Origin of the sequence: Rhizobacter sp., from assembly GCF_031412075.1 — a bacterium.
GTDB lineage: Bacteria > Pseudomonadota > Gammaproteobacteria > Burkholderiales > Burkholderiaceae_C > Rhizobacter.
Genome location: NZ_JANOCG010000227.1, coordinates 1 through 6,656 on the forward strand (window position 1 = coordinate 1; position 6,656 = coordinate 6,656).

Annotated in this window: 9 protein-coding genes, 1 tRNA gene and 1 pseudogene; 4 read left to right on the top strand and 7 right to left on the bottom strand. The window is 66.1% G+C overall.

Features of this window, described 5'->3' with window-relative positions; all coding sequences use genetic code 11:
• Positions 1 to 798, bottom strand: a 798-nt coding sequence (locus tag RMO40_RS07920; RefSeq protein WP_309718737.1) for a GTP-binding protein, incomplete at its 3' end; no start/stop codon positions are given.
• Positions 799 to 1,225: 427 nt separating this feature from the next.
• On the opposite strand from RMO40_RS07920, the gene RMO40_RS07925 reads away from it, so the two are divergent.
• A tRNA-Leu gene (locus RMO40_RS07925) sits at positions 1,226 to 1,317 on the top strand.
• Between the two features lie 102 nt (positions 1,318 to 1,419).
• On the opposite strand, the gene RMO40_RS07930 is transcribed toward RMO40_RS07925, so the two are convergent.
• Both RMO40_RS07930 and RMO40_RS25485 read right to left on the bottom strand, forming a co-directional pair.
• Positions 1,420 to 1,797: a LysR substrate-binding domain-containing protein gene (locus RMO40_RS07930; RefSeq protein WP_489660125.1), complete on the bottom strand. Its 378-nt coding sequence runs from the start codon at positions 1,795 to 1,797 to the stop codon at positions 1,420 to 1,422.
• A pseudogene (locus RMO40_RS25485) lies at positions 1,760 to 1,837 on the bottom strand (hypothetical protein); the annotation flags it as partial. The pseudogene RMO40_RS25485 and the gene RMO40_RS07930, both read right to left, overlap by 38 nt.
• 14 nt (positions 1,838 to 1,851) lie before the next feature.
• On the opposite strand from RMO40_RS25485, the gene RMO40_RS07935 reads away from it, so the two are divergent.
• Positions 1,852 to 2,307 carry an aldo/keto reductase gene (locus tag RMO40_RS07935; RefSeq protein WP_309718742.1) on the top strand — a complete coding sequence of 152 codons (456 nt, stop codon included), beginning with the start codon at positions 1,852 to 1,854 and terminating at the stop codon, positions 2,305 to 2,307.
• Positions 2,308 to 2,389: 82 nt separating this feature from the next.
• Here the strand turns inward: RMO40_RS07935 and RMO40_RS07940 are convergent, their stop codons facing one another.
• Positions 2,390 to 3,511 (bottom strand): PQQ-dependent sugar dehydrogenase, encoded by a 1,122-nt coding sequence (locus RMO40_RS07940; RefSeq protein ID WP_309718744.1) that lies wholly within the window; start codon positions 3,509 to 3,511, stop codon positions 2,390 to 2,392.
• A gap of 32 nt (positions 3,512 to 3,543) precedes the next feature.
• Here RMO40_RS07940 and RMO40_RS07945 point away from each other — a divergent pair, with 32 nt between their 5' ends.
• Positions 3,544 to 4,005, top strand: coding sequence for a hypothetical protein (locus RMO40_RS07945; RefSeq protein WP_309718747.1), 462 nt, complete (start codon positions 3,544 to 3,546; stop codon positions 4,003 to 4,005).
• A gap of 121 nt (positions 4,006 to 4,126) precedes the next feature.
• On the opposite strand, the gene RMO40_RS07950 is transcribed toward RMO40_RS07945, so the two are convergent.
• Positions 4,127 to 5,104, bottom strand: a complete 978-nt coding sequence (locus RMO40_RS07950) for a YafY family protein (RefSeq protein WP_309718750.1) — start codon at positions 5,102 to 5,104, stop codon at positions 4,127 to 4,129.
• Positions 5,105 to 5,218: 114 nt separating this feature from the next.
• Here RMO40_RS07950 and RMO40_RS07955 point away from each other — a divergent pair, with 114 nt between their 5' ends.
• Positions 5,219 to 5,824: a glutathione S-transferase family protein gene (locus RMO40_RS07955; RefSeq protein WP_309718754.1), complete on the top strand. Its 606-nt coding sequence runs from the start codon at positions 5,219 to 5,221 to the stop codon at positions 5,822 to 5,824.
• 231 nt (positions 5,825 to 6,055) lie between these two features.
• On the opposite strand, the gene RMO40_RS07960 is transcribed toward RMO40_RS07955, so the two are convergent.
• Positions 6,056 to 6,145 carry a DUF4287 domain-containing protein gene (locus tag RMO40_RS07960; RefSeq protein WP_309718757.1) on the bottom strand — a complete coding sequence of 30 codons (90 nt, stop codon included), beginning with the start codon at positions 6,143 to 6,145 and terminating at the stop codon, positions 6,056 to 6,058.
• A gap of 101 nt (positions 6,146 to 6,246) precedes the next feature.
• On the bottom strand, positions 6,247 to 6,656 hold a 410-nt coding region (locus RMO40_RS07965; RefSeq protein ID WP_309718759.1), incomplete at its 5' end, for a TonB-dependent receptor domain-containing protein.

Here is a 6,656-nt window from a genome sequence, read left to right on the forward strand (position 1 = left end):
GGCGCAGCTGCGTGCCTGCATCCGCGCCGGCACGCTGGCGGGCGCGTTCGTGCCCGTGCGGATGCACGCACGCAGCTGCGCCACCGTGGGCTCGCTACCGTTGAGATAGGCGTTGAGCACGGTGTCGTTTTGCTCGACCACGGTTTCGACCAGACGAGCGCGGGCGCTCACGGCTTGTGCCATCAGTTCGGGTGGGATCGCTTGTGTTTCATAGGGCTCGCCGATGTCGGTGCCGTGCCAGACCAGCGCCTTGAGGGCGAGCAGGTCCACGACGCCGCGGAACGTGTCCTCGGCGCCTTCTCTTGTGTAAACAGGAAGCTGAAGCACGAGCGGCTTCACGCCCAGGCGCTCTTCCATCATCTGCACGACGCGCGGGAAATCGGCGCCCACACGATCGAGCTTGTTGATGAAGGCCAGGCGCGGCACGTGGTACTTGTCGGCCAGGCGCCAATTGGTCTCGGTCTGCGGCTCGACGCCGGCCACGCCGTCGAACACCACCACCGCGCCGTCGAGCACGCGCAGCGAGCGGTTCACCTCGATGTTGAAGTCGATGTGGCCCGGCGTGTCGATCAGGTTGATCTGCGCACCTTTCCAGAACACGGTGGTGGCCGCGCTGTTGATGGTGATGCCGCGTGCGCGCTCTTGCGGGTCGAAGTCCATCACGGTCGTGCCGTTGTGTACTTCGCCGACACGGTGGTTCGCGCCCGTGTAGAACAGGATGCGTTCGGTGGTGGTGGTCTTGCCGGCGTCGACGTGGGCAATGACGCCGATGTTTCTGAGGTTGCGGGTGGTGTTCATGCGGATCTTTCGTTGAAGGCTTGTTCGTTCATTCCAAGCCAGCCTTCGAGCGAAAGTGCGCAAGAAGGCAGGCGCTAGGGCGCTTGCAGCAAGGTGCCAAAGTACGAGCGCAAGCCGTCTCGTGCTTTGGCGAGAAAAATCGTGGCGATCAGCTTGTCGTAGGTGCGCATGGTGTGTGCCTGGAAAAACAAAACCCCGGAGGGTGCGAGCCTGCCGGGGTTGGTGTGCCGGAAAGCCCAAAAGGCCTTCCGAGGGGTGCTCAGAAAGCCGTGTCTATGCCGTGAATGAGGCGTGCTTGCCGTGGACGAGGATGAAATCGCGGGTCATGGTTAGCTTTCTGGTGAGGTCGTGATTGTTCCCAGATGGGGCATGAGCGTCAACTGGCAAGAGGCTATCGCGGCCTTAGCGGCCTGATAATCCGCGCTCGGCCTGGGTGGTGAAATCGGTATACACAGCGGACTTAAAATCCGCCGCTTCTCGTGAGAGGGCGTACGGGTTCGACCCCCGTCCCAGGCACCAATGGGTGGTCTCGCCAGGTCTCATGCGGTCTCTGAATGAGATGTTCCCCCTCGCAGATGGCCTTTATTCAGTCGCAAGGCGTCTCCGGTCATCTTCATACCGTCACGCCGCACTCTCATTCAGTCGCTGCTTCATGAAATCGATGAATGCGCTCAGCTTGCGAGGCACGTGGGCGCCGCTCGGGTGGTCGAGGTAGAACCCCGGAAACGATGGCCACCAGGCTTTGAGCAATGGCACCAGGCGGCCCGTGGCAAGGTCGTCCTTCACTTGCGACTCGAACGCGAGACCGATGCCGGCGCCCGAGCGAATGGCACTGAGCAATGTGTCTCCATCGCGCGCGATCAACGCGCCATCCACCTGAATGTCGATTCGGCGCCCCTTGTGCGCGTACTCCCATCGGTAACTCCAACGTACGAAGGTTTTGAGGCAGCGCCGACGGGGAGACCCCGAGCTCGACCGCGGCGCGCGTAAAGCTCGCATGGTGAGCGCCCCGCTCGAACGCGGCGATCAAGAGAAGCAACTCTGGAAACGCACATGCCGCTCACTCAATATCGCACGCGACATGCTGTGGGTGCACGTCTGGGACTCGGTCACTCCCGCCGAGGAACTGCTCGAGACGATGAGCAACTTGATCAAGGCGGGCAAGGTGGCGATTCGTTGTTCACCGATCGAAACTGGCAAATAGTCGAAGCCGTCAAGCGCGTGGCCGGTGCGTGCGGCGAGTCGGCGGCGCGGGTGGCGCTGGCCTGGGTACTTCAACGTCCGGGGGTGTCGTCAACGCTGATGGGGGTCAGCAAGATCGAGCAGCTCCAAAACAACATTGCGGCGCTGGAGATCCAGCTGTCGCAGCCTCATCTGGCAGAGCTCGACCAAGCGAGCGCGACGCCTCAGAAGATGCTCTACAGCCTGTTCACGCCACCCGTGCGTCAGCACGCGGTATTGGGTGGAAGCTCGGTGCGGTCAAGGACCGAGTCTGCAACCCTCGCTTGAATTGGTGCCAGGCCTCGGTGTTCGGTATTCGGTGTTCGGTGGACGGCCGAAGGCAATGGGTCTTGAGCGGCCTTCGTTGCGCTCACTTCGGCCGCACGCGCAGCACCCGCCCGTCGGCGCTGTCGCTCAGCAGGTAGAGCGCGCCGTCCGGGCCGACGCGCACGTCGCGCAGACGTGCGCCCAGCTCCTGGAACAGCACTTCCTGCATGCCCGCTGCACCACCCGTCATCGGGACGCGGCGCACGCTACGTTCTTTCAGCGTCGCGACGAACAGGCTGCCGCGCCAAGCGGGGAAGAGCGCGCCGTCGTACCAGGCCATGCCGGCCGGTGCCACGGAGGGCGTCCATTCCAGCAGCGGCGGCTCGATGCCCGGCAGGCTGCGGTAGGGCGTGATACGGGCGTACGTGTAGTCGATGCCGCCGGTGGTGAGCGGCCAGCCGTAGTTCGCCCCGGGCGTGATGCGGTTGAGTTCATCGCCGCCGCGTGAACCATGTTCGTGCTCGTAAAGAACGCCGCCCACCACCACCAGACCCTGCGGGTTGCGGTGGCCGCGGCTGTAGATCTCGGGCCGCGCACCAGCGGTGCCGACGAAAGGGTTGTCGCGGGGCACGCTGCCGTCGGCGTTGATGCGCATGAGCTTGCCCAGGTGGGTGTGCAGGCGCTGCGCGTCGGTGCGCTCGAGGTTGCCGTCGCCCATGCCCAGCACCAGCGTGCCGTCGGGCAGCCAAGCCATGCGTCCCCCGAAATGCTGGCTGGCCTTCTTGGCCGGCTGCGAGGTGAAGACGGGGGTCACGTCGAGCAATTGCGTGCCGTCGAAACGCGCACGCACCACCCGCAGGTGGTTGGCCGCCGGTGTGCCGTGGGCGAAGGAGAGGTAGAGCAGCCCGTTGTCGGCAAACCCCGGGTGCAACAACAGGTCGAAGAGCCCCGCCTGGCCTTGCGCCATCACCGCTGGCAAACCTTGCACGGGCGCGCCACGCAAGGCCAGCTGGCCGTTGGCGCCGGGCTCGATGACCCGCAGGCGCCCCGGCCTTTCGGTGACCAGCAGACGCCCGTCGGGCAGGAAGGCCAGCGACCAGGGGTGGACGAGGCGGGCGGCCACGGTGTCCACGCGATAGTCGGTGGCCCCCGCCGCGCCCGGGCTGAGCATGGCGACCAGCAGGCCTATCAGTGCATGTTGCATCATCGGGGCAGTATGGAACACCAGCGCTCCTCATGAATTCTCTGGGCCCTTCGATGGCCGCAAGTAACCCCGGGACACGGCGCTGGCCCCGGGTCCTGCTGGCGCTGGTCGCGGGCTGGCTGCTGGCGGCGGCCTGGGGTTCGGTGGTGCAGACGCAGTTCAACCTGCAGGCGCTGGTGGCGCTCGGCGTGCCGGTGCCGCCGGGCCTGCGTACGCTCACCACGCTGCAAGACCTGGCGGGCTTTGCCCCCGTCTACGCCGGCATCCTGGTCGCCGGTTGGCTGCCGGCGCTGGGTCTGGCGGCCTGGTTGGCCCAGCGATGGCCAGCGGCGCGCACGGCCCTTTTCGCCACCGCCGCCGGCGTGGGGATGGTGGTCGCGGTGCGTGCGGTGGATGCGCTCGCGCCCATGCCGGTGTTCATCGACGCGACGCGCGGTTGGCCCGGCCTGTTGAGCATGGCCGCGGGCGCCGCCCTGGGCGGCTGGCTCTCCGCACGGCTTTCCGCGCGGGGCTAGGCACACTGCACGCGACGATCACGCTGCAGCCGGGCTACGCGGCCGAGCCGTCGCTTGAACTGATCGCAATATGCGCACGGGGCTGCGACATGGCGCAGCAGTCGCTCGCGGGGAGATCGAATCAGACCGTCTTGCCGCCTTCCGCGCGTGCCAGGCTGCGCGCCACCCGCTCACTGGCAGAGCGGAGCCTCTGCTTGAGCGCGGGCGGCTCCAGCACATCGAATTCCACGTCGAGTGCCATCAGCCAGTAGACCAGCGAATCCAGTTGGCCCGCGCCGCACAGCATCAGACAGCGCGTGTCGTCGATGGGCTCGAGCGTGGCCGCCGCAGGGGGGATGGTGCGCACCATCACCTCGCGCGCTCGGTGCAGCACCACGCGTGCCTGATCGCCCTGATGCACACCTGCCATGGCACCCGAGACGTAAGCGCGCAGGTCACCGGCTGGCGCAGCACGCGGCACGAAGTGCGTGCCCGTGCGGGGTGCGCCCTCCACGCGGTCGATGCGGAAAGTGCGCCAGTCGTCACGCGCAGGGTCCCAGGCCACGAGGTACCAGTGGTGGCCGGTGTGCACCAGCGCATGCGGCTCCACCGTGCGCACGCTGGCCTTGCCGCGCAGGTCTCGGTAATGGAAGCCAACCTGCAGTTGGTCGCGGCAGGCTGAGGCCAGCGTGGCCAGCACAACGGCATCGATGGTGGGCCCCATGCGCTGCACCGGCACGATGGCCGAGCGCAGCGCATGGGTGCGACGGCGCAGGCGGGTGGGCATCACCTGCTCCAGCTTCACCAGCGCGCGCAGCGAGCTCTCTTCGACGCCGCTCACGGTGCCGGCGGCGGCAATCTGCAACGCGATGGCCACGGCCAGCGCCTCTTCGTCGTCGAGCAGCAGCGGTGGCAGCGACTGCCCCGCACGAAACGCATAGCCGCCCGCCACGCCGCTGCTCGCGTGCACGGGGTAGCCCAGCTGGCGCAGCCGGTCAATGTCGCGGCGCAAGGTGCGTGGGTGCACCTCCAGCCGCTCGGCCAGTTCGGGGCCCGCCCAATGGCTGCGGGTCTGCAGCAGCGACAGCACCCGAAGCAAGCGTGAAGAAGATGAAAGCACGGTCGCACTCTAATGCTTGTTGAGGGCCAAAACTGTCCGCAATGGACATGACATTACTGCCACGGGTTCGGCACGGCGTCGAACCGGCCTTCAACCCTTTTAAGGAGCCGCTTCATGTCCAAGATCGTTTTCTACTGGCACCCCATGTCCAGTGCCACCCCCATCGCCTGCGCCCTGGCCGAACTGGACGTGCCGCACGAGCGTGTCAAGGTCGACATCACCACCGGCGAGCAGCGCCGGCCCGACTATCTCGCCCTGAATCCCAACGGCAAGGTGCCCACGATCACAGTCGACGGCGCGCCGATGTTCGAGGCGCTGGCGATCGAGATGTGGCTCGGCCAGACCTACGGCGTCCAGCGCGGCCTGTGGCCGGCCGTTGGCACGGCCGAGCACCTGCAGGCGATGGCATGGAGCACCTGGGCCTACGTGACCTATGGCGCGCAGCTGGTTCGCTTGCAGGCTGCGAACGACCTGGGAATACCCGACGACGCCCACGGCACTGCAGCGCGCAAAAGCCTTGACGGACTGCTGGCGCTGCTCGATGACCGCCTGGGCCGGCAGGCCTGGATGCTGGGAGACGCGTATTCCTTGGTGGACCTGATCGTGGCTTCGGTGATCGGCTACAGCGCCTACATCGGTGCGCCGGTGGCCGCGCACCCCACGACGCTGGCCTGGCTGCAGAAGGTGCAAGCGCGGCCTTCGATGCAGATCGAGGCCTGAAGCCGGCTTGAAACTTCGCCGCCGTGCCGATCACGGCGGCCTTGACTTGGACCACTCCAATAGCCGTGAGTCAACCCTCTGACGCTGTGGGCGCAGCTGGGTGAAGTGGTTGTCAAGATCACCCTCGCACTCGGCAAACGCCGGGTCGTTGGTAAAGCTTGCCAGGAACATCAGGTCGCAGGCCGAGATGTGATTCAGCGTGCCACGTTCGCTCCAGGGCGACCTGGCCGACTACTTCTTGGCCGAAAACCAGGCGACCCGAGCATTGGCGTGGCCGTGCCCCATCTGATGTTCGGCTTTCAGATGACTGACGAGCTCCATGAAAAGGGCTCGGGACGATGACCCGAGCCTTTCTCAAGGATCCACCGCGCGCTTGAACGCAGCGGAACCACGTCGCCGGGCTTGTGGCCCAGACCGCGTTCTTACCGGAAGCTGTAGTTCAAACTCACATAGGCCGCCCGCCCGCGCGGGTCGCCGTAGGTAGGGTCCCAGGAGGCCTGGAAGTAATACGCCTGGTTGGTGAAGGGCGGGGCCGTGTCGAGCAAATTCAGGATGCCGGCGCGAATCTTCAGGGCACGGCTCACGCTGTACGAACCCGTCAGGTCCCACAAGGAATAAGCCTTGACGTCGCGCGGGGCCACACGTTGCCCGCTTTCCAGGTCGATGGCACTGTTCTGGTCGGTGTAGCCCGAGAGGAAAGTGTTCGACAGGCTCAGCCCGAACGGCCCACGGTCCCAGTCGACGTTAAGGCGGTGTCGCCAGCGCTGGATCGCCTTGTCGTTCAGAAAGCGCCCCAGGTTGTCCTGGTACGCCTCACCCTCGCCGGCCTGGT